The sequence below is a fragment of the Sulfitobacter sp. IGS-18 genome, assembly GCF_059628195.1.
The window spans coordinates 1087232-1109083 of sequence record NZ_CM184556.1 but is presented as its reverse complement, the minus strand read 5'-3'; the positions used below and the strand labels follow the sequence as shown (position 1 = coordinate 1109083).

Sequence of the window (21852 nt, the reverse complement as noted above, 5' to 3'; positions counted from 1 at the left end):
CTTTCGGATCAAAGGTGGGGCGGCCTGCCCTGCCCCACCAGTGCTGAAATACGCACAGCGGATATGCGCGACGCCCAGGGCGCAAGGAAGGGCGCAGAAAAATCAAAGATTTACCGAAAGCACTTCGCAATTCAGTTGCGACCCTGGCCTGCGAAAGAGCAGGACGACAGCGACCGCAACCGAGCGCAGAATACGTTTCCGGCGTTGCCCGAAGGCACTCTTCAACAAAGCGTTAACCTGGCTTCTTTTCGGTCAACAGTTCGCAAAGATGTCGCGGCCCCGGCCCGACCCATCTTTTTGACGGGGCGGCGGCACTGCCATGCGTAAACAAAATATCCTGCCGCCAGGCACGAGATGCGGAGCAATGCCCGTCCTGACGCTCCCGCTGTAGCAGCGATTTGCAGCAGGCGCCGGATTTGCCGGTTTCGTTGTCGGAAAATTGCAGGTTGACCCGTGGCCTACAGGTCATGTGGCGGAGACGATGGGATTCGAACCCACGAGACCCTTCCGGGCCTACTCCCTTAGCAGGGGAGCGCCTTCGACCACTCGGCCACGTCTCCACCGACGCGTATAGCCAAGCGTCCATGGGGATTACAAGGCGAAATTGCCACGGCTGCGAAATCCTGATGGTGGCGGGAAAATCCCCCGCAAAACGCAGTCCCGCATGCGCAGGACAGCCCCGGCCCTGCCCCGCAGAGCCGGGCGAGGCCCTGACCGGTGGTCAGGACGCCAGCAGGGCGCAAGCCGGTTCCGGCCTGGCCACGCGTTCAAAAGCTCAGGTATTGAACAGGAAGTGCAGCACGTCGCCGTCCTTGACCACATAGGCCTTGCCTTCGGCGCGCATCTTGCCTGCTTCTTTCGCCGGGCCCTCACCGCCCAGTACCACGAAATCGTCAAAGGCGATGGTCTCCGCGCGGATGAAGCCCTTTTCGAAATCGCCGTGGATCACCCCGGCGGCCTTGGGGGCCGAAGTGCCGGATTTGATGGTCCAGGCGCGCGCCTCTTTCGGGCCGACAGTGAAATAAGTCTCAAGGTGCAGCAATTCGTATCCGGCCCGGATCAGCCGGTCGAGCCCCGCTTCGGCCAGACCCATTTCCTCAAGGAACATCTTGGCTTCCTCGCGGTCAAGCTGGCTGATCTCTTCCTCGATCTGGGCAGAGATGATCACATGGGCATTGCCCTGGGCCGCGGCCATTTCGGCCACTTTCGCAGAGAGCGCATTGCCCTGGGCCGCCTCTGCCTCACCCACGTTGCAGACATAAAGCACAGGCTTGGTGGTCAGCAGCTGCAACATGCGCCAGGCCTTGCGGTCTTCCTCGTCCACCTCGACGACGCGGGCAGGCTTGCCCGCTTCCAGAACCTCCAGCGCGGCGCGCATCAGCCGTTCCTGCTGCACCGCCTCCTTGTCACCGCCGCGCACCTTGCGCACGATGTTCTGCAACCGTTTCTCGATGCTCTCGATATCGGCCAGCATCAGCTCGGTCTCGATGGTCTCGGCATCTGCCACCGGGTCCACGCGCCCCTCGACATGGGTCACGTCACCATCCTCGAAACAGCGCAGCACATGGGCGATGGCATCGGTCTCGCGGATGTTGGCGAGAAACTGGTTGCCCAGACCTTCGCCCTTGGACGCGCCTTTCACCAGGCCCGCGATGTCGACAAATGTCATGCGCGTGGGGATGATCGACTTGGAATTGGCAATCGCCGCCAGCTGGTCCAGCCGCGCGTCGGGCACGGCAACCTCGCCCACATTGGGCTCGATCGTGCAGAAGGGAAAGTTCGCCGCCTGCGCCGCCGCCGTGCGGGTCAGCGCGTTAAACAGCGTCGATTTGCCCACATTCGGCAGACCCACGATACCCATTTTGAAACCCATGATGCGGCCCCTTGCTCTTGCGTTTGAGCCCTCCTAGGGGGTCAGCGACGCGCGCGCAAGTCCTGCGCACGGGCGGCACGTTCGCGCGAGGAGAAGATCAGGAACCAGGCCAGCAGGATGAACATCGGATGGGTCAGCCCGCCGCTGAACAGCAGCGCGGGAATCCAGATCAGAAAGATCACGATCCCCAGGATCGGATGCCCCGTCAGAAAGATCGAAAGCGGCGGCAAAAGGATGGCAAGCAGGTAATTCATGACATCCATATAGGGGCGTTTTCCGACAGTTGAAGTGGTGCCGCCCCTCAGGGCACCGGGGTGATCTCTGGCCAGATAGTGGACCTGAGGCGGGACAGAGCCCCTGCCACGCCGATGAAATCCCCCTGTCTGCCAAGCTGCCGATTGCGTTTTGCCGCAAGTTTGGGCATGCAGCGGTACCAGCATTCCGAAAGGCCCGCCCATGACCCGCATCGACGCCAAATTCGCCGCGCTCAAATCTCAAGGCCGCAAGGCCTTTGTCTCCTACATCATGGCGGGCGATCCGGATTACGATAAATCCCTTGAGGTGATGCGCGGGTTGCCTGCCGCGGGGGTGGATGTGATCGAACTGGGCCTGCCCTTCACCGACCCGATGGCCGACGGGCCGACGATCCAGCTTGCCGGTCAGCGCGCGCTGGATGGCGGCATGACCCTGCGCCGGACCCTGCAGATGGCAGCGGCCTTCCGCGAAGCGGATGACACCACGCCAATCGTGCTGATGGGGTATTACAACCCGATCTATTCCATGGGCGTCGCAGCCTTCCTGGAGGCCGCCAGGACCGCAGGCATCGACGGGCTGATCGTCGTCGATCTGCCCCCCGAAGAGGACGAAGAGCTGTGCCTGCCCGCCCAGGCCGCAGGTCTGAACTTCATCCGCCTGGCCACGCCGACAACAGATGACAAGCGCCTGCCCCGCGTTGCCCGGAACACCTCGGGCTTTGTCTATTATGTCTCGATCACCGGCATCACCGGCTCGGCAGAGGCTGAGGCAACCGACGTCGGCCCCGAGGTCACCCGCATCCAGAAGGCCAGCGGCCTGCCGGTCATCGTGGGCTTCGGCGTCAACACGCCGGAGAAATCCCGCGCCATCGCCGGGGTTGCGGATGGGGTCGTGGTCGGCTCCGCCATCGTATCACGCATCGCCCGGGGCGACAGCACGGCAGATGTCCTGGCCTTTGTGAAAACCCTCTCCGACGGTGCCCACAGCGCCTGACCGCCCGATATGGCGGACACCCTGTTCCTTTCTTTTTGGCAGATAAATATCCCTGCACGACAGAATCCACGGGCGCGGCATATGCCGGGAAATCACCGGTTCTGACGTCAGTCCCGCGCGGCGTCCATGACCTCGCGCAGGCGTACCAGCACCGGCTGCAGCGCATCCTGCGATAGATCTCCAGCCCCTGTCTGAGGCCTGTGCTGGCGGGATCCGCCTGTGCCTCGCGGCTCAGCAGGCCCAGGGCCATCAGGCTCTCCAGAACGGTGCCGCCTCCGATCAGGGTTATGGCCTTGCGGCGCGACAGATTCATGGAATCCCTCCATTTGGTGCAATATCGCACCAATCGCCCCAAACCTTTCGATTGATCTCAAATCGCCGGATTGGTAAAGAAAGCAGACCAATATTGGAGTTTTCGCATGGCCGTCATCACCAACATCCAGGATCTCAAGCGGATCTACGAACGTCGGGTGCCCCGGATGTTCTACGACTACTGCGAATCGGGCAGCTGGACCGAGCAGACCTTCCGCGAGAACACCTCCGATTTCGACAAGCTCCGCCTGCGCCAGCGCGTCGCGGTGGACATGTCCGGGCGCAGCACCGCCAGCCAGATGATCGGACAAGATGTGTCGATGCCCGTGGCCCTGGCCCCGGTCGGGCTGACCGGCATGCAGCACGCGGATGGCGAGATCAAGGCGGCGACGGCGGCGCGTGATTTCGGCGTGCCTTTCACCCTGTCCACCATGTCGATCAACTCGATCGAGGATGTGGCCGAGGCAACCGGCGCGCCCTTCTGGTTCCAGCTTTATACCATGCGCGACACGGATTACGTCAGCCGCCTGATCCAGCGGGCGAAAGACGCAAATTGCTCCGCCCTGGTGATCACCCTTGACCTGCAGATCCTCGGCCAGCGCCACAAGGACCTCAAGAACGGCCTGTCCGCCCCGCCCAAACTGACGCCAAGAACAATTGCCAACCTGGCCACCAAATGGGCCTGGGGCATCGAGATGCTGCGTGCCAAGCGGCGCGAATTCGGCAATATCGTGGGCCATGTGAAGGGCATATCGGATGCCTCCAGCCTTGGCACCTGGACCGCCGAACAATTCGACCAGACGCTGGACTGGAACAAGATCGCGCGGCTCAAGGAGCAATGGGGCGGCAAGGTGATCCTCAAGGGCATCCTGGATGCAGAAGACGCGAAAATGGCGCTCAAGGTCGGGGCGGATGCCATTGTGGTGTCGAACCACGGCGGCCGCCAGCTTGACGGGGCGCTCAGTTCCATCGCCATGCTGCCCGCGATCCTGGACGCGGTGGGCGATCAGGTCGAAGTCCACCTCGATTCCGGCATCCGGTCGGGTCAGGACGTGCTCAAGGCGCTGGCGATGGGGGCCAAGGGCACCTTCATCGGGCGGGCGTTCATCTATGGGCTGGGCGCGATGGGGCAGAAAGGTGTGACAAAAGCGCTGGAGGTCATCCACCGCGAACTGGACATCACCATGGCGCTCTGCGGTGAGACGAAAGTAACCGACCTTGGCCGTCACAACCTGCTGATCCCCCGGGATTTCGGCGGCAACTGGCAGGATTGAGGGCAGGTCAGCATCACCCGAACACGGCTGGGTCAGGGCCCATTGTCCTCTGCGCAAAGAGACCGTGAGTGTAACGCGCGCCCCGCCTTGAAATTGAATCGCCAATACCCTGCCGCGCTACGCGTTCTCGGGACGTTGCCGATGCGATCTGTCTCAGGCCAATGGCGGGACGCTGCAAAGCGCCTTGCAACAGGATGCCGCGATGCTAAGCATGATCCATGCTGATCTTCCTGCGCCACCGCCTTGCCTTTCTGGCCACGCCCAAGACCGGAACCACCGCCGTGGAAATGGCGCTGCGGCCCCGCGCCGAGATCATCTTCGGCAAGAACCGCAAACATGTCACCGCCCTGCGCTTTTCCCGCAAGATCGCGCCGTTTCTGGAAGACACCTTTGGCGTGCGCCCCGACGCCGTGGCCATCATGCGCAACCCCACCGACCAGATTGCAAGCTGGTTCCGCTATCGCGGGGCTGACCGGCTGACGGGCACGGATCTCAGCACGCGGGGCATCAGTTTTGACACCTACGTGCGCGAAGTGATCAGCGACGCCCCCCCGCCGCGCGCCCAGATCGGCAGCCAGTTCAATTTCCTGACCGATGGTGACGGCAGGGTGATGGCAAAACATGTCTTTGCCTATGAAAACCAGTCCGGTTTCCGGCAATTCATGGCCGACAGGCTGAAAACCGACGTGACGCTGAAGCCAAAGAACGTCTCCCCCGGTGCGGATACCGGGCTAAGCGCGGAAACACTGGCCCTGCTGCGCGCCGCCCGCGCGCCCGAGTTCGCGCTTTACGACCGCATCATCGCCGCGCAGGGGCATCTGATCACGCCGCAGGGCTAGCAATTGTTTGCGTCATGCTGCGCCGCGCCAGCGCGGGCAGCACGGCCAGGGCCGTCAGGCACAGGATCCCCGCCACCGCCACAAAGGCCGCGCGCAGGCCGAAGCCTTCGGCCACCAGCCCCATCAGCGGCGGACCAAAGAAGAACGCACCATACCCCAGGACCGAGGCGCGGCTGATCGCGGCCAGCCGCATGTCGGGTGGCACCAGGCGGCCCAGCAGCCCCAGTGCCAGCGGGGCCACCACGGAAATGCCCAGGCCCCCGATGGCAAAACCCAACAGCGCGACCGGCACGCTTGGCGCCAGCCCGGCCAGCCCGATCCCGGCGGCCGAAAGCAGCGTTGCCAGCAGCATCAGCCGGGTGTCGCGGATGAATCGCGACAGGCCGTGGCCAAAGAGCCTGCCGATCCCCATCGTCAGCCCCAGCGCGGCGGGGCCCAGCGCCCCCTCGCCCGCGGTGCCGCCCAATGTCCGCTCCAGATGCAGGGCCGACCAGCCCTCCGACGCGGCCTCGGCCAGAAAAGCAGTCAGCACCACCAGCCCCACCAGCAGGACAACGCCATGGGGGATCTGACCGGGCAAGTCGGGCAGCGCGGTCTCTTCTGCCTCGGCCACCCGGTCGCGGGCGGCATGGGCCAGGATCAGCAGCACGGCGAACAGCAGCAGAAACACCGCCCCCGTGGCGATGCGCGCCTCGCGCAGCGCGCCGGTGGCCAGCGCCGCCCCGGCATAGGCAAAGCTGTAGAGCGCATGGTTGAGGTTCATCAGGCTGCGCCCCTGCCGCGCCTCGATCTCCGAGACACGGGCATTGATCAGCACGTCCACGATCCCCGACCCGATGGAGGCCAGCGCAATGCCGACCACCAGCAGCATCAGTGTCGTCGATATGCCCGACATCAGCATGCCCAGCGCAAGGATCGCGATGCCCAGCGTTACAGCGACCCGGCTGAACGCCCGCTGGAACAGCGGTGCCAGCCACATGGCAACGACCGCACCCGACGACGCCAGCAGAATCGCCATACCATAGGCGCCGTCACTGGCCCCGACATGCGCCTTGATCACGGGCATCTGCGCAAAATAGGTGGCCCATGCCACGCCAATGGCGACAAACCCGGCCAGCGGCCTGCGCGACAGATAGAGATCCTGTTTCAAACCCATGCCCGCCCCTGCCATGCACCTGCCGCCTTGCCAAGGCCCCGGATGCGAATTTGCCCTTTTCATACGCGCTTTTCGCGTCTATACGCGCGGCTTCATGCGGGTGTCCCCCTTCAGGGGCCCCGTTTCTTGGGGACGACAGCCTTGGAGGCGTCCCGTAACATATTGGAGATTAAAATGGCCGGAGAGATTCCAGATCTTGAAGCCCAGGTACGGACGGGGACAGGCAAGGGCGCCGCTCGTCAGGCACGCCGTGATGGCATGGTACCGGGGATTGTTTTTGGTGGCGACGCAGACCCGCTGCCGATCAACATCCCGTTCAACAAACTGCTGACCATGCTGCGCAAGGGCCGCTTCAAGGCGACCCTGTTCAACATGAAGGTGGAAGGCCACGACGACGTGCGCGTCATCTGCCGCGACGTGCAGCGCCACGTGGTCAAGGACCTGCCGACACATGTCGACTTCATGCGTCTCAAGCGCACCACCAAGATCAACCTGTTCATCAACGTTCAGGTTGCGGGTGAAGACGTGTCTCCCGGCCTCAAGAAGGGCGGCGTGCTGACATTGGTCCGCCCCGAGGTGGAACTGGTCGTGACAGCTGCCGACATTCCCGAAAGCATCACCGTGGATGTGTCGGGCCTGGAAATCGGCGACAGCGCGACAATCGCAAACGTCAAGCTGCCCGAAGGCGCCAAGCCCGTGATCGACCGCGACTTCGTGATCGCTCAGGTCTCCGCGCCCTCCGGTCTTGCATCGCAGGATGACGACGAGGCAGAGGATGTGGCAGCAGACGAAGTGCCGACATCCGAAATGGGTGACGCCGAAGCCAGCGAAGATTGATCCATTCCTCAGCGGAACGGACAACGGGGTCGCCCATGGGCGGCCCCGTTTGCGTTTGGGGGATGCGGAATTTCCCCAATACGGATGAAAAAAATCTGACCTGAGGCGCAGGCCGGGCCGGAGTGCTTCTGGCAAAGGCACCGCATCAACGAGACGACAGGTTGCCCCATTTCGTGCAGATCGCCGACCCGACAGTTGAATCTCGGCCTACCGGCCTGCCGACATTCAGGACATGATCCGCGCCAACTGGGCACAGGCGCGGGCCGCACGACCGGTATCGCCCTCTTCGATGAACCCCTGCAACCGCGTCAAGGCGGCTCCCAGGCAGAGTGAATCGAACACATTGTCATCACCCGGCGCCCGGCGGCGCGCCTCAAAGAACAGCACCTCGATGTCCTCCGCCCCATAGCTGTATTTGTAGGCCTCGTTGCCATGGCTGAAATCATAGCAGCCGAACCCCTGTTCAATCGCCCAGGCGATGGAATGATAATGCAGCGCCGCCCCGACAAAAGGCTCCTCTGCCGATTGATCCCGGCCCACCAGGATGAAATGCACCATGCCCCGGCGCGGGTCCACCACATGTCCCAGCCCGCCCAGCGGCCTGTCCCCCTGCCACAGCAGCGGCAGGAACAGGTTGCCGGTGCGCGCGGCGGCTGTCAGCATCCTGCGGTATTGCGCCACGATCCCGGCGGTCTGGCGGCCCTTCTTTTCGCCCCATGTGTCGGCCCAGAAACCCATCAGACAATCCAGATCCGCCTCCAGCGTCTCTTCGGTGGCATGGGTGATCCGGTAGGTCTCCGTCTCCAGGTGTTTGCGCCGGAAGCGGTTGTATTGCTGGCGCTTGTTCCGGCTCACCCGGGTGCCAAGATAGGTGTCAAAATCAGCCGGCAGCGCCACCTGCGGGCATTTCAGATTATCCGTCTCGCCCCGGTTGATCATATAGGGCAGATAGCGCACAGCGATCCCCGCCGCCTCCAGCGCATCGGTAAAGATGCGGCAGCGCTCCTGCTGGGCGACATAGCGCATCGACAGCGAGATCCAGGGCATCGCGGCCAGATGGCGTGCCGCGGCCTCCAGCGCCGCCTGCGCACATTCGGGCGCGCAGAGAAATCCGGTATATTCGCTCCACAGCAGACGCCCCCCCGCCTGCAACTGGGTCTGGAACTCCTGCCGGCTGCCGCTCCAATGCACCCGGTATTTCAGCGGCACAAGACAGACCACAGCGCCGCCGCCGTCGCGGACCACCAGAACGCTCCAGCGATACAGCTGATCGGCAAAGGCCTCGCGCAGCCAGTCCCAGGACAGAAATACCGTGCCTTCCGGGTCGCGCTGCTCCAGCGCCTGCCAGGCCTCTTTCAGGGCCGCGAACCCCGCCTGGGTGTCGACAACTTCGACCCGCAGGTCAGCCCCCTGCGCCGTGCCTGCCGTGACGATATCATGCTTCATCAGATCAACTGCCCTGTTGCTTCCGCGGTCCCGGCTGTCGGTGCTTTCCGCGCAGGCGCATCCTGCCGTGCAAATCTGGCGGCAATGGGCGCAGAATAAGAAAAATCCTGGCCACGAAACGCCACCCGGCTTCCGGCGCCCGAGGTCCGGCCAGACAGCCAGCAAAGGGGCGTCTGTCCATTTTAACGAAGTCTATGTTACTATAATCCTTGATGATTCGCGCGTTTCGATAGGGAGCACACCATGGGTTCAATCGCCTTGCTGGCCTTGCTGTCCGGTTTGCTGCTCACCGCCACGTTGAGTTCGGACGACGACGACACGCCCATCGACACCCCCGAAGAACCGGAAACCCCGGTCGATCCCGATGATCCGGACACGCCCGTCGACCCCGAAGAACCGGAAACGCCACCCGACACCGGCGCAACCTTCGACGCCACCGAACAGGGCGTGCAGATCGAACTGGGCGAGGATGAGACCGGCTCGCTGGCCGTCATCTACTACACCGACACCGAAGATTCCGGGAACCCCGACGATTATCTGCAAGTCGACGAGGCGCGGTTCTACCTCGTGCCGGAGGGGGTGGACTGGTCATCGGCAAGCTGGGAAACCCAATTCGACATCCCCGGGGGGGACAGTTACGGTGGACCGCCGAGCGGGTACGAACTGGCGGATTTCGAAGAAGAAAACGGCCTCGAACTGCTGGGTGTGGTCGATCTGCTCGGGGTCCCTCATGTCAGCGAAGACCCCTCCGACCGCATCGGAGAGATCACGGCCAATGCGCCTGTTGCCGGATACTACCTTGAGGCCAATACAGACGGCGACGAACTGGTCACTTTCCTGCCGCAGGATTACGTGGTCACCCGCGAAGGTGTGCCGGAACTGCCGGTGTTTGAAGATACAACCGGGACGGAAGAAACCGACTGGCTCTCTGCCGATGCCGATGGCATCACCGTCGATGGCGCGGATGGCGACGACATTCTTGAAACAGACAATGACGATGTGACCCTGATCGGCGGGCTGGGCGATGACACCATCGAAGCACGGGGCGACGATGCCATTATTCATGGCGGGGAAGGCAACGATATGGTTCAGGCCAATTCTGCCACGGTCGAGGGCGGCGCGGGTGACGATTCTCTCACGATTGTCGGCGGCACGGCCAACGGCGGCGACGGCAACGACCAGCTGAATGGCTACGGCGAAGGACCAAACCTGCTGCGGGGCGAAGCCGGCGATGACCGCCTTTACGTCAGCGGCATCGGGTCAGAGGCCTTTGGCGGCGCGGGCGACGATTTTCTGAACGTGAACAATGGCACAACCGGCCATGGCGATGCCGGCAACGACACATTGCAGGTGGCATTGGGCGGCACGGCCTTTGGCGGTGACGGCGACGACCACTTTACCCTGTGGAACCAGTTCCGCGACAGCGACGGCGCGGCAGTCATCACCGGTGGCGCCGGGGCCGATACCATCGACGCCCGCGTCTGGAATGCCGGTGGCGGAGAGGCCGATGATTTCTACCTGCGCATGACCGATTTCGACCCGGCAGAAGATGTGCTTCAGGTCGGCACCTTCCAGACCGGCAACGCGGTGGATGCGGTCGAACTGATCGAAGCGCCCGATGGCAGCCATACCGACGTGCGGATCACCTTCACGCCACGCAGCGGCGGGTCGGTGCCCGGCATCGCCGTCATCCGGCTTGAAGGGACCACCGGCATGACGGCGGATCAGGTCATCATCACCAGCTGATCCAGGCCGGGGTCTTCACCCTTCTGCCAGCGATTATCCCCACACATCTGCCGCCCCGTCGGCGCAGCGCCGGGCGCAGGCCTGCCGGTTGCCGTTGCGCGTTCCACTTCCAGCCTGCCTTTGATAAGCTGCACCGGAACCACGCAGGAGACACGCATGAAACTTATCGTCGGCCTCGGCAATCCCGGTGCCAAATACGCCCGGAACCGTCACAACATCGGCTTCATGGCGCTGGACCGGATCGCCGCCGACCACGGGTTTCCCGCCTGGAAGGGCAAGCATCAGGGCGCCATCAGCGAGGGCCGGTTCGGCAGCCTGCGCGCCGTGCTGCTCAAGCCCGAGACCTTCATGAACAACTCCGGCCAGTCGGTGCAGGCAGCGGCCAAGTTCTACAAGATCGAACCGCAGGATATCATTGTTCTGCACGATGAAATCGACCTCGCCCCCGGAAAGGTCAAATGCAAGTCCGGCGGCGGTCACGCGGGCCACAACGGGCTGCGCTCGCTGCACCAGCATATCGGGCCGGCGTACCACCGCGTCCGGCTGGGGGTGGGCCATCCGGGCCACAAGGACGCCGTGCCGGGCTATGTCCTGCGCGATTTTCCCAAGGCGGATGAGGATTGGCTCGACGATGTCCTGCGCGGCGTCAGCGATGGCGCTGCGGAGCTGGCGGCCTGGGACACGGCAAAGTTCCTGAACACGGTGGCGATGCGGGTCAGCCCCGCGCGCTCCGGCACCGGCAGCAAGGGGCCGCAGGGCACCAAACCTGCGCCTGAGCCTGCACCTGAATCCGCCCCGGCAGATGAACCGCAGACAGTGCAGAAATCGCCGCTGCAAAAACTGATGGAACGCTTTCGATGAACCTGCAGGAAGCCTTTGAATATCAAGCCGATACCTGCAGCCGCATGGGCTCCCCCTTCATGGGGAAACTGCTGACCATCCTGGCGGCAGACTGGCCTGCGGACAGCGCATTGGGCCGCAAGTTCGCGGCGTTTGAGGGCGACATCGGTCCGGCAGGCCATTCGCTGCCCCTGCGCATCGCGGGCGGGTTGCACGCGCTGGTGCTGAACCGCGCCGCCCCCGATCTGGCAGCACTCTATCCGCCCCATGCCACCAGTGATGCGGCACTGCGCGACGCCGTGCTGGCGGCCCTGTCCAGACATGAGACCTTCCTGCTCGACTGGACCGACAGCGCACCGCAAACCAACGAGGTCCGCCGTTCCGCCGCCCTGATTGCAGGCGCACATGCGGCGCTGCAGCATTTCGACCTGCCCATCCACCTCAGCGAGCTGGGGGCCAGCGGCGGTCTGAACCTGATGTGGGATCACTTCGCCCTTGAAATCGACGGCACACGCTTTGGCGCGCAGACCCCGGTGCTGACCCTCACGCCGGAATGGACGGGGCCGCTGCCCCCCGCGGCCCGGCCCCTTGTCGCATCCCGCGCCGGCGTTGATCTGAACCCGCTGGATCCCGGCCGCAGCGAAGATCTTTTGCGCCTGACGGCCTATCTCTGGGCCGACCAGCCCGAACGTCTGGTGCTGACGCGTGCGGCGGCTTCCGTGGCAACGACCCCGGTGGCCAGGGGCGACGCGATCGACTGGCTGGCCCGACGCCTGCCAAGCGCCCCGCAGGGCCGGCTGCACCTGATCCAGCATACCGTCGCCTGGCAGTATTTCCCGAAACCCGTCCGCGACCGGGGCCGCGCGATGATCGAGGCCGCAGGTGCCAAGGCCACGGCCAACCGCCCGCTGGCCTGGCTGTCGATGGAAAGCGACGGCGACACCAGCGGCAAGATCGGCGCGGCCCTGTCCCTGCGGCTCTGGCCCGGTGACATCACCCTGGACCTGGGGCGCGCCGATTTCCATGGCCGCTGGATCAAATGGACCCATGGTTGAAATTGCGCCTGACGCTGGTGCCGCACGCGGCCCTGTGATTGGATAGCCGCAAACAAAGGGAACCACCCCATGCGCAGATTTCTGAAATGGACCTTCCGCGGCCTTTTGCTGCTGGGCGTTGTGATCCTCGCGGTCGGGCTCTGGAAACGCGAGGAGATTGCCCGGCTGATGGCCGTCAACTCCCTGTTTTCCGAGGAAAAGATCGTCAACAACTTCAGCCATATGGATCAGGCCTTCCTGACCGTGGAAGTGCCGCGGGGGAATGGCCCGACCAGCCCGCTGCCCTATGGCCCTGACAAGGCGCTGCCCGAAGGCGCCGATGCCTGGACAGAGGAACGCAGCCTGACCTCGCTGCTGGTGCTCAAGGACGGCCAGATCGTCCATGAAAGCTATTACAAGGGAACCGGCGCAGAAGACCGCCGGATCAGCTGGTCGGTGGCCAAAAGCTATCTTTCCGCGCTGGTCGGGGTCTTGCTGGCAGAGGGCGCGATTGACTCCATCGACGATCCGGTCACCAAATACGCCCCGCGGCTGGCCGGCGGGGCCTATGACGGGGCCAGCCTGCGGCAGGTGCTGAACATGGCCAGCGGCGTGACCTTTGACGAGGATTACCTGGACTTCAATTCGGACATCAACCGCATGGGCCGGGTGCTGGCCCTGGGCGGCAGGATGGATGACTTCGCCGCCGGTCTGACAGAAACATTCGCCCCGCCCGGAGAGACCTGGCAATATGTCTCCATCGACACCCATGTGGTGGGGATGGTGGTGCGCGGCGCGACCAACCGCACGGTGGCCGACCTGCTCAGCGAAAAGATCATCCAGCCGCTGGGGCTGGAATACGCCCCCTATTACGTGAGTGACGGTGTCGGCACCGCCTTTGTGCTGGGCGGGCTGAACATCACCACAAGGGATTATGCCCGCTTTGGCCAAATGTTCGCCCAGCGCGGCACATGGCAGGGCCGGCAGGTGGTGCCCGCCGACTGGGTCGACGCCTCGACCAGGGCCAGCGCGCCGGGCGGGGCGGGCTATGGCTATCAATGGTGGATACCTGACGGATCAGCCCCCGGCGAATACATGGCCCGCGGCGTCTACGGGCAATATATCTACATCGACACCGCGCGGCAGGTTGTCATCGTCACCACCGCCGCAGACCGCCAGTTCCGCGAACCGGGGGCAAACCAGCAGAATGTGGACATGTTCCGCGCCATCGCCCAGGAGATGTGAAGCCAGATGGAACCAGAAGACAGCATCAACGTGACGGGCGGACCCCTGGCCATTTGCGGCACCGACCCGGTGACCGGCTTTTTCCGCGACGGCCAGTGCAACACCTGTGCCGCCGATCAGGGCAGCCACACAGTCTGTGCCGTGATGACCGCCGAATTTCTCGCCTATTCCAAATACGTCGGCAATGACCTGAGCACGCCCCGCCCCGAATACGGCTTTGCCGGGCTCAAACCCGGTGACCCCTGGTGCCTCTGCGCGGGCCGCTTCATGCAGGCCGCCGACGAAGGCTGCGCGCCGCAGGTCCACCTTGCCGCAACCCACCGCCGCGCGCTGGATATCGTGCCGCTGGAGGTGTTGCGCGCCCATGCCACCGAGACTGACTGAGGAGACCGCCGATGTTCGGCAATGACAAGCCCATCTGGCAATTCAACGGCCCCTGGGGCATCCCGGTACAGATCGGCGGCACCATCATCATCCTGCCGCTGATCTTCGTTTCCTTCAGCGCCGGCGCGATCCTTTATGACCTGATCTTTGTCGGGATGCTGATCGGCTCGATCCTGCTGCACGAACTGGGCCACGCCTGGGGCTGCCGGGTGCAGGGCGTGCCGGTGCGGCGCATCATGATCCACGGCGGCGGCGGGTTCTGCGAACAATCCCGCTCTGCCAGTTTCCGCGAACAGGAGCTGATCGTGGCGATGGGGCCCATCGTCAACCTGGTGATCTGGGCGGTGGCCGCGCTCATCGCGCCCTATTTCGCCTATGGGGTGGCCGCCTGGGCGATCTACTGGCTGGCGGTGATGAACCTGTTCCTGGCCCTGTTCAACCTGCTGCCGGTACATCCGCTCGACGGCGGCAAGCTGTTCCAGCTTGTCCTGCTCCGCTTCCTGCCCGCCGCCACCGCCACAAGGATATCGGGTGCCGTCGGGCTGGTGATTGCCCTGCTCTGGCTGCCGGGGATGATCTGGCTCTATTTCAACGTCGGGCTGGTGCTGTTCTTCTTCCCGCCGATCCGGCGCCACCTCGACATGTTCAGGGTCAGACAATCATGAGGCGTCTCGCCGCTCTTCTGGCGCTGCTGGTCTGCAGCGGCGCGGCCTTGGCACAAGGCGATCTGCGGCCCGGCGATGCCGCGCGGCTCGACCGCTTCGATGCCTCGGCCGGAAGCGCCCTGTTGCGGGCGCTCTCCGGCAGCGCGCCGGAGGATGTGGCGGCCCTGACCAAGGCATTGTCGGGAACGGCGCAAGTGGCCTTCGATGAAACCCTGGCAGGCGACTGGTCCTGCCGGACCATGAAACTGGGCGGGCTGTCGCCACTGCTGGTCTATACCGATTTCAAATGCCGCTTCACCCTCCGCCCGGACGGCAGCTTCGGTTTCGAGAAACTGACAGGCTCGCAACGCACCCGCGGCACGATCACCTTCCGCGAGGGGCGGGCGATCTATGCAGGCGTCGGCTATACCGCTGACGAAGACCCCGCCGATTACGCCGACCTGCCCGCCGATTTCACCTCAGACGGGCGCGTGCAGACCAATGTCGCGGTCTTCGAACGCGTCAGCCCCAGCCGCGCAAGGCTGATGTTCCCCGCCCCCGCGGTGGAAAGTGACTTCGACATCCTCGAACTGACCAGATAGTCTCTTTTTGGCCCAAAATATCCCGAGTGCGCGAGAGCAGAGCTCTCGCATTCGCGTCTACGCGAATTCCCCCATCTCGAAGCCAAGCGCCTTGGCCACGGTAAAGATGTCCTTGTCGCCCCGCCCGCACATGTTCATGCAGATGATGTGATCCTTCGGCAGCTCCGGCGCGATCTTCATCACATGGGCCAGCGCATGGCTCGGTTCCAGCGCCGGGATGATCCCCTCCAGCTCACAGCACTTCTGGAAGGCCGCCAGCGCCTCGCGGTCGGTGATCGCGACATATGTGGCCCGTCCGATTTCATGCAGCCAGGCATGTTCCGGCCCGATGCCGGGATAATCCAGCCCGGCAGAGATCGAGAATCCTTCCAGGATCTGACCGTCCTCATCCTGCAGCAGATAGGTCCGGTTGCCATGCAGCACGCCGGGACGGCCGCCGGTCAGCGAGGCGCAATGTTCCATCTTCTCGTTCACGCCCTTGCCGCCGGCCTCGACCCCGATGATGTTCACCCCCTTGTCGTCAAGGAAGGGATAGAACAGCCCCATCGCATTGGACCCGCCGCCGATCGCGGCAACCAGCGTATCCGGCAGACGGCCCTCGGCCTCTTCCATCTGGCCGCGCACCTCCTTGCCGATGATGGCCTGGAAATCGCGCACCATTGCCGGATAGGGGTGCGGCCCGGCCACGGTGCCGATGCAATAGAAGGTATCGCGCACATTGGTCACCCAGTCGCGCAGCGCGTCGTTCATCGCATCCTTCAGCGTGCCGCGACCGGAGGTGACCGGCACCACTTCGGCGCCCAGCAGCTTCATGCGGAATACGTTGGGGGCCTGCCGCTCCACATCATGGGCGCCCATGTAGACCACACATTGCAGCCCGAACTTTGCGCAGACGGTGGCGGTGGCCACCCCGTGCTGGCCCGCGCCGGTTTCCGCGATGATGCGCTTCTTGCCCATGCGGCGGGCCAGGATGATCTGGCCCAGCACGTTGTTGATCTTGTGCGCGCCGGTGTGGTTCAGCTCGTCGCGCTTCATATAGACCTTGGCGCCGCCCAGCTCCTCGGTCAGCCGCTCGGCGAAATAGAGCGGGCTGGGGCGGCCCACATAATGTTTCCAAAGGAAATCCATCTCGGCCCAGAAGCTCTCATCGGTCTTGGCGTTCTCATATTGCTCTTCCAGCTCCAGGATCAGCGGCATCAGGGTTTCAGAAACGAAACGCCCCCCGAAATCGCCGAAACGGCCCTTTTCGTCGGGGCCGTTCATGAAGCTGTTGAATAGGTCGTTTGCCATGGGATGCTCCTGCGTCTGCGCGCAGCAGATGTAGCGCAGCGGCGCGGCGGGCGGAACCCCAAGACTTTTGCAAAAGTCTTGGCCATTTCCCTGCAGGGAAATGCCTCACTCGATCAGATGCAGAGGCTCACGATTGCAGAAGACGACATAGTCTTTCCCGTTGCGCACCGCACGAAAGCCGCGCCTGCGTATTTCTTCCTCGAAACGTGTACAGCCGACGATCCGCACCACATCCCGCGCCGACCGGCGCACGACCCCGCCCCGCTGCGCCGCCCTGGAGGCGAACAGCTGGCCCAGCCAGCGATCAGGCGTCATATGCGGCGGCATGAAGGACATGCCCACAACCTGCCAAGACATGCTTGCCAAAGGGTTAACCGGCCCCGGGCCCTGAAGCCGCTATTCCAGGATCTTCAGCAGCCGCTTCTTCAGTTTGTCCTCGACCTTGTCCTTCACCGCATCCTCGATGGACTGGCCCCCCTGCGGGCTCAGGTTCAGTTCCTCCGCCAGCTTCTGCTTCACCTGATCCTCGATCTTCGCCTTCTCCTCGGCAAAGTTCAGATCGACCGCCGCTTTCAGGTCGGGCCGGATCGACGGGTCCGCCCAAGGGCCACTGATGCGCACCGGCACCGCCAGACCCCTGTCGCCGTTCACCCGCAGCGCCTTGGGGGTCACGGTATAATCCAGCGTCTGCGCACCAAGGTTCACCTGCCCCGCCCCGGTCGCGTTGAAATTCGGCAAGAGCAGCAACAGGTCGTCATTGCGCAGCACGCCCCCGTCCATGGTGAATTTCGCCCCCAGCGAATCGAACACCGTGGTGCCGCCCTTCACGTCGAAAGACCCCAGCAGCGCATCCAGGTCGATTCCCTCGATGGTGCCGCGCCCGACCTTGACCGCGCCCTTGCCCGACAGCGACCGCATGATCGCATCCACGTTCTGCCCGACACCCAGGAAAGACACCTCGGCATCGCCCTGCCCGCTGAACCGGGTCAGCCCGGCCAGATCGCTCAGCATCGGGTTCATCTGAACGCCCAGCGCCTGCACCGCGCCGCCCACCGACAGGCCGGAGCGGTTGTTGGCCACGAATTGCCCGGTCAGACGCCCGCCATAGGCCGCCACTTCGCGCATCTCGAAGACCATGCGCGAGCGGTCATTGGTCAGCAGGGTCCGCGAGGCCCCGAGCTTCAGCGCGCCCAGGTCGATGCTCTCTGCGCTCAGCGCAATCGCCCCGTTGAAGGCGGCAAGGCCGGAGGCATCAATCGGCGCCTTTGACCAGCCTGCGCCGCTGTCACCAGAACCACCGGACCCGGCACCCTCCGTACCGCCGGTCAGCCCCGAGAGGTCCAGCGCCCCGGCCGTCAGCTGCGCATTCACCTGCGGTGTGCCGTTCAGCCCCACATCCGCCGCACCGCGCAGGGTGTTGCCACCCAGATCCGCGACCAGCTCACGCAGGGACAACTGCCGTTCCGGCGTCAGCGTCAGCGCTGTCGTGACATTCAGGCGCTGGCCCAACCCCTGCGGCATCGCCACACCCGGTTGGCCCAGGGCGGCCAGGAAGGCTTGGGTATCGCCTGTCTCAAGCGTGACCTTGCCCGCCACCGCCCCGTTCAACGCCGCGCGCCCGTCAAGGCTGGCCTTGCCCGCCTGCGCCGTCAGTGTCGCCTTCACCGGCTGCACCTCTCCGGCCAGGAATTGCGAGAACGCGCCGATCCGTGCCGTCACCGTCACTGGCGCTGCCGCCGGGCGCAGCACCGCGCGCAGGTCCGCCGGGCCGCTGGCCTCGGGCCAGTCCAGCGAAAGGTCCACCCCGGAGTAAGACACCAGGTCCGCCCCTTCGGCATCATAGATCAGCGTCGCATCGGTGATGTTCAGCTTTTCGATGGTCACGGGCCGCGCCGCGCGCTCCGGCGAGGTTGCGGTTTCGATCTGCGCATCCCCGCTGGCATCGGTAAACTGCCAGCTGGCCCGCCCGTCCTTGCGGCTTTCCAGCCGGATCGTGGGGCTTTCCGCCTCGATGTTGGTGATCCTGATCTCGCCCCGCAGCAGCGCCATGGCATCCACGCCGATGGCCGCATTCGTGGTGCTCAGCATCGCGCCTTCCTTGGCCCAGTCGGCATTGCCGACCTCAAGTTCGCCGGCCCTGACCCCAAGCACCGGCCAGAAGGTCATCGACACCCCGCCGCTGATGGTCACATCGCGCCCCGTCACCTTGCGCAGCTGATCCGCCGCTATCCCCGCGATCCGGTCGGCGGGCAGCATCAGCAGCCCCACCACCACCAGAACCAGGATCAGCACCAATGCGCCGATGATCCGAACAATCCATTTCATAACCGCACTCCTCAAACCATGAGGCTTTCCCAGCCCCTTTGCATCCTCTATAGCGCAGATCATGAGCACAAACCCACCTGATCTTCGCCCCGATCTGGCCCCCCGCGCCCGGATCAGCGACCCCAGCCGCCCCGGCCAGCCGTCCATCGGCATGGTCAGCCTCGGCTGTCCCAAGGCGCTGGTGGATTCCGAACGCATCCTGACCCGCCTGCGCGCCGAAGGCTATGGCGTTTCGCCCGATTATGCCGGGGCCGATGCGGTGATCGTGAACACCTGCGGCTTCCTCGATTCGGCCAAGGCGGAAAGCCTTGAGGCCATCGGCGAGGCGCTGGCAGAGAACGGGCGCGTGATCGTCACCGGCTGCCTGGGGGCAGAGCCGGATTACATCCGCGAACACCACCCCCGCATCCTGGCGGTGACAGGCCCGCACCAATATGAACAGGTGCTGGATGCGGTCCATGCCGCCGTGCCGCCCTCGCCCGATCCCTTTGTCGACCTGCTGCCGGCGCAACAGGTCTCCCTGACCCCGCGCCACTACAGCTATCTCAAGATTTCAGAGGGCTGTAACCACAAGTGCAAGTTCTGCATCATCCCCGACATGCGCGGGCGGTTGCAATCGCGTCCGGCCCATGCGGTGCTGCGCGAGGCCGAGAAACTGGTCGCAAACGGCGTGAAGGAACTGCTGGTGATCAGCCAGGACACTTCCGCCTATGGCGTTGACATCAAACATGCCGAAGACCGGGGGCATCGCGCCCATATCACCGATCTGGCCCGCGATCTGGGGTCGCTTGGGGCATGGGTGCGGCTGCACTACGTCTATCCCTATCCGCATGTGCGCAACCTGATCCCGCTGATGGATGTGGTATCGGAATCGGGCGGTCTGGTGCTGCCCTATCTCGACATCCCGTTCCAGCACGCGCATCCGGATGTGCTCAAACGCATGGCCCGCCCTGCCGCTGCGGCGAAAACCCTGGACGAAATCGCCGCCTGGCGCGCGCAATGCCCGGACATCACCCTGCGCTCCACCTTCATCGTCGGCTACCCCGGCGAGACGGAGGCGGAGTTCCAGACCCTGCTGGACTGGCTGGACGAGGCGCAGCTCGACCGCGTCGGCTGTTTTCAATACGAGAATGTCGCGGGCGCGCGGTCCAACGACCTGCCGGACCATGTGGCAGCTGAGGTCAAACAGGACCGCTGGGACCGCTTCATGGAAAAGGCGCAGGCGATTTCCGAGGCGAAGCTGGCCGCCAAGGTGGGCCGCAGGCTGGAGGTCATCGTGGACGAGATCGACGAGGACGCCGCCACCTGCCGCACCAGGGCCGATGCGCCCGAGATCGACGGCAACCTCTTCATCGACGAGGATTTTTCCGAGCTGTCCGTGGGCGATATCGTCACGGTCGAGGTCGAGGAAGCGGGCGAATACGATCTTTGGGGGCGGGTTGTCCCGGCCTGATACCCGTCACACAGAAGATGCCTGTCACAAACAAATGCCGGCCCCGATCACCCGGGGCCGGCATCTGACTTCTGTCACCGCTGTCTAGGCCGGTGCGGCGGTCTCAGCACTTCCCGAAGGATTGCTTGACCACCGTCACGCCGGCAACGGAAACGTTGACTTCGACCCCGGTGGGAATGCCGAAGGTCGTGCAGATGTGCAGGCAGGCCTGGGCCGCCGTGCCGTTCGGGATCACACTGGGAATCGGCAGGCAGATCTTGCCGATGCCAAGCGGCAGGCTGAGGCAGACCTTGCCGTTCTCGACCGTCACCTTGATACAGCCACCCGACAACTGCATGTGGGTGTTGCCGGTGATGTCCGATGTCGCGGACATCTCGGCCAGGTTGTTTTCACTGAAATGTGCCCGGGCCGATTCAATGGCCGCGTTGATCTGGTCGTGGTCAAACTCATGATACGTCGTCATGTCAATTTCCTTTAAAAAATGTAGTTTGTTTAAAAAATGCACTTAATACGTGCATCTCCTGCATATCAGGTGTCTGTCACCGGTCAAGGATTCTTTCTACCACAGATAGAAATTCAGCCTTCCGGCGGGCTGCGGCGGAGCGGAACAGCCACCTGCGCATCGGCGGGAAATGGCGCACATCTAGCTGAAATCCCTGACCATGCACCTACATCTAGCCTCAAGATGGGGGATCGCAGAAAGGAACACTTGCAAATGTTCCCCCTATGTTCTACATGTTGAACAATACATCCCGCGAGGTACATGAAATGTCCCTACACACAGCCACCGCCGACCTCTTCGACAGCCAAAGGGCGCAGCCCGACCTGCCGCTGGATCAGCCGCTTCCCGCCACTGAAAAGCAGATGAGCTATGCGCGCATCCTGTCCTCAAAATCCGGCGTCGCCCTGCCCAAGGGGATCGAACGCGACCGCACGGCACTCTCAAGCTGGATCGAGGCGCATAAGGCTGCGCCACCTGCGGGCAGGTTCGCCAACTACCCGTCTTCCAAACAGGTCGCCTTTGCCGAACGCATCGCACGGCTGAAACGCGGCAGCGTCCCGCCGGAGTGTTTCCGGGACAAGACGCTGATGTCGCGCTGGATCGACAGCAACAAGCCGCGCTAGGGCAAGGCCCGATACCGGCATATGCGCTGACGCCTTCGGCGTCGGCCAGGCTGAATTCATCCTCCGCGTCAGCGAAGCTGATATCTCCCCCGCGTCAGCGAAGCTGATATCATCCTCCGCGTCAGTAAAGCTGACGACAGGTCATCATGGAAAGTTTACGACGGCATGCTAGCCTTCGC

21 protein-coding genes and 1 tRNA gene are annotated in these 21852 nt (G+C 63.9%); 13 read left to right on the top strand and 9 right to left on the bottom strand.

The annotated features are described in order from the left end of the window. Positions 1-470: 470 nt before the first annotated feature. The 3 genes from ACWNZ3_RS05405 to ACWNZ3_RS05395 form a co-directional block, all read right to left on the bottom strand. Positions 471-560: transfer RNA gene (locus ACWNZ3_RS05405), tRNA-Ser, on the bottom strand. A gap of 215 nt (positions 561-775) precedes the next feature. Then, positions 776-1873, bottom strand: a complete 1098-nt coding sequence (gene ychF / locus ACWNZ3_RS05400) for a redox-regulated ATPase YchF (RefSeq protein ID WP_496901464.1) — start codon at positions 1871-1873, stop codon at positions 776-778. Between the two features lie 41 nt (positions 1874-1914). Further along, entirely contained in the window at positions 1915-2127 is a 213-nt protein-coding gene (locus ACWNZ3_RS05395; RefSeq protein ID WP_114275026.1) for a hypothetical protein, read from the bottom strand. 202 nt (positions 2128-2329) lie between these two features. Between ACWNZ3_RS05395 and trpA the strand changes: the two genes are divergently transcribed. The 3 genes from trpA to ACWNZ3_RS05380 all read left to right on the top strand — a co-directional run bounded on the left by trpA (position 2330) and on the right by ACWNZ3_RS05380 (position 5546). Beyond that, the gene (gene trpA / locus ACWNZ3_RS05390; protein ID WP_269362116.1) at positions 2330-3121 is read left to right on the top strand and encodes a tryptophan synthase subunit alpha; all 792 of its coding nucleotides are present in this window, start codon (positions 2330-2332) and stop codon (positions 3119-3121) included. Positions 3122-3540: 419 nt separating this feature from the next. Then, positions 3541-4707, top strand: a complete 1167-nt coding sequence (locus ACWNZ3_RS05385) for an alpha-hydroxy acid oxidase (RefSeq protein WP_496901463.1) — start codon at positions 3541-3543, stop codon at positions 4705-4707. 218 nt (positions 4708-4925) lie between these two features. Continuing rightward, on the top strand, positions 4926-5546 hold the full coding sequence (locus ACWNZ3_RS05380; protein WP_496901462.1) for a hypothetical protein: 621 nt from the start codon (positions 4926-4928) through the stop codon (positions 5544-5546). On the opposite strand, the gene ACWNZ3_RS05375 is transcribed toward ACWNZ3_RS05380, so the two are convergent. Beyond that, on the bottom strand, positions 5530-6702 hold the full coding sequence (locus ACWNZ3_RS05375) for an MFS transporter (protein WP_496901461.1): 1173 nt from the start codon (positions 6700-6702) through the stop codon (positions 5530-5532). The genes ACWNZ3_RS05380 and ACWNZ3_RS05375 overlap by 17 nt on opposite strands. A gap of 174 nt (positions 6703-6876) precedes the next feature. Between ACWNZ3_RS05375 and ACWNZ3_RS05370 the strand changes: the two genes are divergently transcribed. Further along, positions 6877-7539: a 50S ribosomal protein L25/general stress protein Ctc gene (locus ACWNZ3_RS05370; RefSeq protein ID WP_269362125.1), complete on the top strand. Its 663-nt coding sequence runs from the start codon at positions 6877-6879 to the stop codon at positions 7537-7539. A gap of 225 nt (positions 7540-7764) precedes the next feature. Here the strand turns inward: ACWNZ3_RS05370 and ACWNZ3_RS05365 are convergent, their stop codons facing one another. Then, complete coding sequence (locus tag ACWNZ3_RS05365) at positions 7765-8985, bottom strand: GNAT family N-acetyltransferase (RefSeq protein ID WP_496901460.1); 1221 nt, start codon at positions 8983-8985, stop codon at positions 7765-7767. A gap of 243 nt (positions 8986-9228) precedes the next feature. On the opposite strand from ACWNZ3_RS05365, the gene ACWNZ3_RS05360 reads away from it, so the two are divergent. From ACWNZ3_RS05360 to ACWNZ3_RS05330, 7 genes are all read left to right on the top strand, one after another. Next, the gene (locus tag ACWNZ3_RS05360) at positions 9229-10731 is read left to right on the top strand and encodes a calcium-binding protein (protein ID WP_496901459.1); all 1503 of its coding nucleotides are present in this window, start codon (positions 9229-9231) and stop codon (positions 10729-10731) included. 156 nt (positions 10732-10887) lie between these two features. Continuing rightward, positions 10888-11592 carry an aminoacyl-tRNA hydrolase gene (gene pth / locus ACWNZ3_RS05355; protein ID WP_496901458.1) on the top strand — a complete coding sequence of 235 codons (705 nt, stop codon included), beginning with the start codon at positions 10888-10890 and terminating at the stop codon, positions 11590-11592. Beyond that, on the top strand, positions 11589-12626 hold the full coding sequence (locus tag ACWNZ3_RS05350; RefSeq protein ID WP_496901457.1) for a DUF2332 domain-containing protein: 1038 nt from the start codon (positions 11589-11591) through the stop codon (positions 12624-12626). The genes pth and ACWNZ3_RS05350 overlap by 4 nt, the downstream gene beginning before the upstream one ends. A 69-nt stretch (positions 12627-12695) precedes the next feature. After that, positions 12696-13850: a serine hydrolase domain-containing protein gene (locus ACWNZ3_RS05345; protein ID WP_496901456.1), complete on the top strand. Its 1155-nt coding sequence runs from the start codon at positions 12696-12698 to the stop codon at positions 13848-13850. A gap of 6 nt (positions 13851-13856) precedes the next feature. After that, positions 13857-14234 carry a DUF2237 family protein gene (locus ACWNZ3_RS05340; protein WP_274577075.1) on the top strand — a complete coding sequence of 126 codons (378 nt, stop codon included), beginning with the start codon at positions 13857-13859 and terminating at the stop codon, positions 14232-14234. A gap of 11 nt (positions 14235-14245) precedes the next feature. After that, entirely contained in the window at positions 14246-14899 is a 654-nt protein-coding gene (locus ACWNZ3_RS05335; protein WP_269362136.1) for a site-2 protease family protein, read from the top strand. Then, a complete protein-coding gene (locus ACWNZ3_RS05330; protein ID WP_269362138.1) occupies positions 14896-15480 on the top strand; it encodes a DUF4893 domain-containing protein in 585 nt (194 codons plus the stop codon). Before ACWNZ3_RS05335 ends, ACWNZ3_RS05330 begins: the two co-directional genes overlap by 4 nt. Before the next feature lie 57 nt (positions 15481-15537). On the opposite strand, the gene trpB is transcribed toward ACWNZ3_RS05330, so the two are convergent. From trpB to ACWNZ3_RS05315, 3 genes are all read right to left on the bottom strand, one after another. Beyond that, a complete protein-coding gene (trpB, locus tag ACWNZ3_RS05325; protein WP_269362140.1) occupies positions 15538-16770 on the bottom strand; it encodes a tryptophan synthase subunit beta in 1233 nt (410 codons plus the stop codon). Between the two features lie 105 nt (positions 16771-16875). Continuing rightward, complete coding sequence (locus tag ACWNZ3_RS05320; protein WP_496901455.1) at positions 16876-17106, bottom strand: N-(5'-phosphoribosyl)anthranilate isomerase; 231 nt, start codon at positions 17104-17106, stop codon at positions 16876-16878. 60 nt (positions 17107-17166) lie between these two features. Continuing rightward, positions 17167-19095: an AsmA family protein gene (locus ACWNZ3_RS05315; protein WP_496901454.1), complete on the bottom strand. Its 1929-nt coding sequence runs from the start codon at positions 19093-19095 to the stop codon at positions 17167-17169. Positions 19096-19156: 61 nt separating this feature from the next. Here ACWNZ3_RS05315 and rimO point away from each other — a divergent pair, with 61 nt between their 5' ends. Further along, positions 19157-20548 (top strand): 30S ribosomal protein S12 methylthiotransferase RimO, encoded by a 1392-nt coding sequence (gene rimO / locus ACWNZ3_RS05310; protein ID WP_496901453.1) that lies wholly within the window; start codon positions 19157-19159, stop codon positions 20546-20548. A gap of 103 nt (positions 20549-20651) precedes the next feature. Here rimO and ACWNZ3_RS05305 read toward each other — a convergent pair whose 3' ends face one another. Beyond that, positions 20652-21011, bottom strand: coding sequence for a hypothetical protein (locus tag ACWNZ3_RS05305; RefSeq protein WP_269362146.1), 360 nt, complete (start codon positions 21009-21011; stop codon positions 20652-20654). A 305-nt stretch (positions 21012-21316) separates the two neighbouring features. Here ACWNZ3_RS05305 and ACWNZ3_RS05300 point away from each other — a divergent pair, with 305 nt between their 5' ends. Then, the gene (locus tag ACWNZ3_RS05300) at positions 21317-21673 is read left to right on the top strand and encodes a hypothetical protein (RefSeq protein ID WP_269362148.1); all 357 of its coding nucleotides are present in this window, start codon (positions 21317-21319) and stop codon (positions 21671-21673) included. Positions 21674-21852: the final 179 nt, after the last annotated feature.

What these genes read in the sequence shown, in the direction of transcription:
- ychF (WP_496901464.1), bottom strand. Translation starts at nt 1,873, where the DNA reads ATGGGTTTCAAAATGGGTATCGTGGGTCTGCCGAATGTGGGCAAATCG.
- ACWNZ3_RS05395 (WP_114275026.1), bottom strand. Translation starts at nt 2,127, where the DNA reads ATGAATTACCTGCTTGCCATCCTTTTGCCGCCGCTTTCGATCTTTCTG.
- trpA (WP_269362116.1), top strand. Translation starts at nt 2,330, where the DNA reads ATGACCCGCATCGACGCCAAATTCGCCGCGCTCAAATCTCAAGGCCGC.
- ACWNZ3_RS05385 (WP_496901463.1), top strand. Translation starts at nt 3,541, where the DNA reads ATGGCCGTCATCACCAACATCCAGGATCTCAAGCGGATCTACGAACGT.
- ACWNZ3_RS05380 (WP_496901462.1), top strand. Translation starts at nt 4,926, where the DNA reads ATGCTGATCTTCCTGCGCCACCGCCTTGCCTTTCTGGCCACGCCCAAG.
- ACWNZ3_RS05375 (WP_496901461.1), bottom strand. Translation starts at nt 6,702, where the DNA reads ATGGGTTTGAAACAGGATCTCTATCTGTCGCGCAGGCCGCTGGCCGGG.
- ACWNZ3_RS05370 (WP_269362125.1), top strand. Translation starts at nt 6,877, where the DNA reads ATGGCCGGAGAGATTCCAGATCTTGAAGCCCAGGTACGGACGGGGACA.
- ACWNZ3_RS05365 (WP_496901460.1), bottom strand. Translation starts at nt 8,985, where the DNA reads ATGAAGCATGATATCGTCACGGCAGGCACGGCGCAGGGGGCTGACCTG.
- ACWNZ3_RS05360 (WP_496901459.1), top strand. Translation starts at nt 9,229, where the DNA reads ATGGGTTCAATCGCCTTGCTGGCCTTGCTGTCCGGTTTGCTGCTCACC.
- pth (WP_496901458.1), top strand. Translation starts at nt 10,888, where the DNA reads ATGAAACTTATCGTCGGCCTCGGCAATCCCGGTGCCAAATACGCCCGG.
- ACWNZ3_RS05350 (WP_496901457.1), top strand. Translation starts at nt 11,589, where the DNA reads ATGAACCTGCAGGAAGCCTTTGAATATCAAGCCGATACCTGCAGCCGC.
- ACWNZ3_RS05345 (WP_496901456.1), top strand. Translation starts at nt 12,696, where the DNA reads ATGCGCAGATTTCTGAAATGGACCTTCCGCGGCCTTTTGCTGCTGGGC.
- ACWNZ3_RS05340 (WP_274577075.1), top strand. Translation starts at nt 13,857, where the DNA reads ATGGAACCAGAAGACAGCATCAACGTGACGGGCGGACCCCTGGCCATT.
- ACWNZ3_RS05335 (WP_269362136.1), top strand. Translation starts at nt 14,246, where the DNA reads ATGTTCGGCAATGACAAGCCCATCTGGCAATTCAACGGCCCCTGGGGC.
- ACWNZ3_RS05330 (WP_269362138.1), top strand. Translation starts at nt 14,896, where the DNA reads ATGAGGCGTCTCGCCGCTCTTCTGGCGCTGCTGGTCTGCAGCGGCGCG.
- trpB (WP_269362140.1), bottom strand. Translation starts at nt 16,770, where the DNA reads ATGGCAAACGACCTATTCAACAGCTTCATGAACGGCCCCGACGAAAAG.
- ACWNZ3_RS05320 (WP_496901455.1), bottom strand. Translation starts at nt 17,106, where the DNA reads ATGTCCTTCATGCCGCCGCATATGACGCCTGATCGCTGGCTGGGCCAG.
- ACWNZ3_RS05315 (WP_496901454.1), bottom strand. Translation starts at nt 19,095, where the DNA reads ATGAAATGGATTGTTCGGATCATCGGCGCATTGGTGCTGATCCTGGTT.
- rimO (WP_496901453.1), top strand. Translation starts at nt 19,157, where the DNA reads ATGAGCACAAACCCACCTGATCTTCGCCCCGATCTGGCCCCCCGCGCC.
- ACWNZ3_RS05305 (WP_269362146.1), bottom strand. Translation starts at nt 21,011, where the DNA reads ATGACGACGTATCATGAGTTTGACCACGACCAGATCAACGCGGCCATT.
- ACWNZ3_RS05300 (WP_269362148.1), top strand. Translation starts at nt 21,317, where the DNA reads ATGTCCCTACACACAGCCACCGCCGACCTCTTCGACAGCCAAAGGGCG.